Annotated in this window: 1 protein-coding gene; it reads left to right on the top strand. The window is 75.1% G+C overall.

Translation table 11 applies throughout. The features are described from left to right. Window positions 1–1277 (top strand): LuxR C-terminal-related transcriptional regulator (locus AB0J68_RS32260; RefSeq protein ID WP_363942685.1); only part of this gene is annotated, 1277 nt, incomplete at its 5' end. Window positions 1278–1327: the final 50 nt, after the last annotated feature.

Below are 1327 nucleotides of genomic sequence, written 5' to 3'. Positions count from 1 at the left end.
GTCACGACCTGCCCGCCGACGCGCTCGCCGGGTTGCTCGCGGCGGAGGTGGGGATCGCGGCGTTCGGCGGCGACGCGGGGGGCGCGCGTGCCCTGATGGCACGCCTGGCCGCCGACCGGCCCCGGGACCCGCTGCTGGCGACGGCCGTCGCGGCGTTGCTGCCGTACCTGCTGCTGTTCGACGGGCAGCCGGGGCAGGCGGTGCGGATGTTCGACACCGGAGAGGTCGACATCCCGGAGACCTGGCCGACGATGCGTGCCGCGACGCAGGCCTGCCACGTGCAGGCCCTGCTGCTGTCCGGGCGACTGCACGACGCCGAGCGGCTCGCCCAACGCTACTACCGGGACGCGGTCACGCGGGGCGCGGCGGACGCGGTCGGGCTGCTCGCCTTCTCACTGGGCAAGTGCGCCTACCACGCCGGGCAGATGCGGCGGTCGATGCGCTGGCTGCACGAGGCGCGGACCCTCACCGCCGACCGTACGCTGTTCCCGATCCGCGACTACGTGCTGTCGGCGAACGCGTACGTGGCGGCGCAGTTGGGTGAGCTGGCGGAGAGCGGGAGGTTGTTGCGGCAGCTCTTCGACGATCGCACCGACGGCGACGGCCCGCACGGCGGCGGCCTGGTGGCCATCGACGCCGAGCTGACCGCGGCCTGGCTGACCGCCGCGCAGGGCCACCCGGCGACGGCCGTCGCGACGCTGCGGGAGTTGCAGGGGCGTGCCGGGCAGGCGACGACGGTCACGGTCGAGTGCCTGCACCTGCTGTCTCGCCTGGAACCCGGCACCGCGACCGCCGAGCGGCTGTGCACGGTCACCGCCGACTGTGACAGTCCACTGTTCGCGCTGTGGTCCGACTACGCTCACGCGCTCGCCGCCGACGACCCGGCCGCGCTGGAACGCGTCGGCAGCGCCCTGGAGGCCAGCGGCTACCTGACGCTCGGGCTGGAGGCCGTGGTCGCCGCCGAGAGGGCGTGCCACCGTCGAGGCGACCAGCGCCGGGCCAACCTGCTGGCCCGGCGCGCGGACCTGCTGCGGGAGCGGTGCGGCGGATACTGGCCCCCGTTGAGCCCTCGGCCGTCGGACCGGGACGGGCTCACTCCCCGGGAGCGACAGATCTGCGAACTGGCCTCGGCCGGGCACGACAATGCCGCGATCGCGGCCAAGCTGGTGTTGTCGGTGCGGACGGTGGAGAACCACCTTCAGCGGGCGTACGTCAAGCTCGGCGTCCGGGGCCGCAGCGGGCTCCCGACGGCGATCGGGGCGCAGCGGGCGGGGTAGGGCGCGCGGGCGCTCACCCGGTGACCTGCGGGCGTCGGGTCGGACGCGGT

The sequence above is a fragment of the Micromonospora sp. NPDC049580 genome, from assembly GCF_040675595.1.
Lineage (GTDB): Bacteria > Actinomycetota > Actinomycetes > Mycobacteriales > Micromonosporaceae > Micromonospora.
The sequence above is the reverse complement of the archived record's forward strand: the minus strand, read 5'-3'. Positions and strand labels throughout refer to the sequence as shown.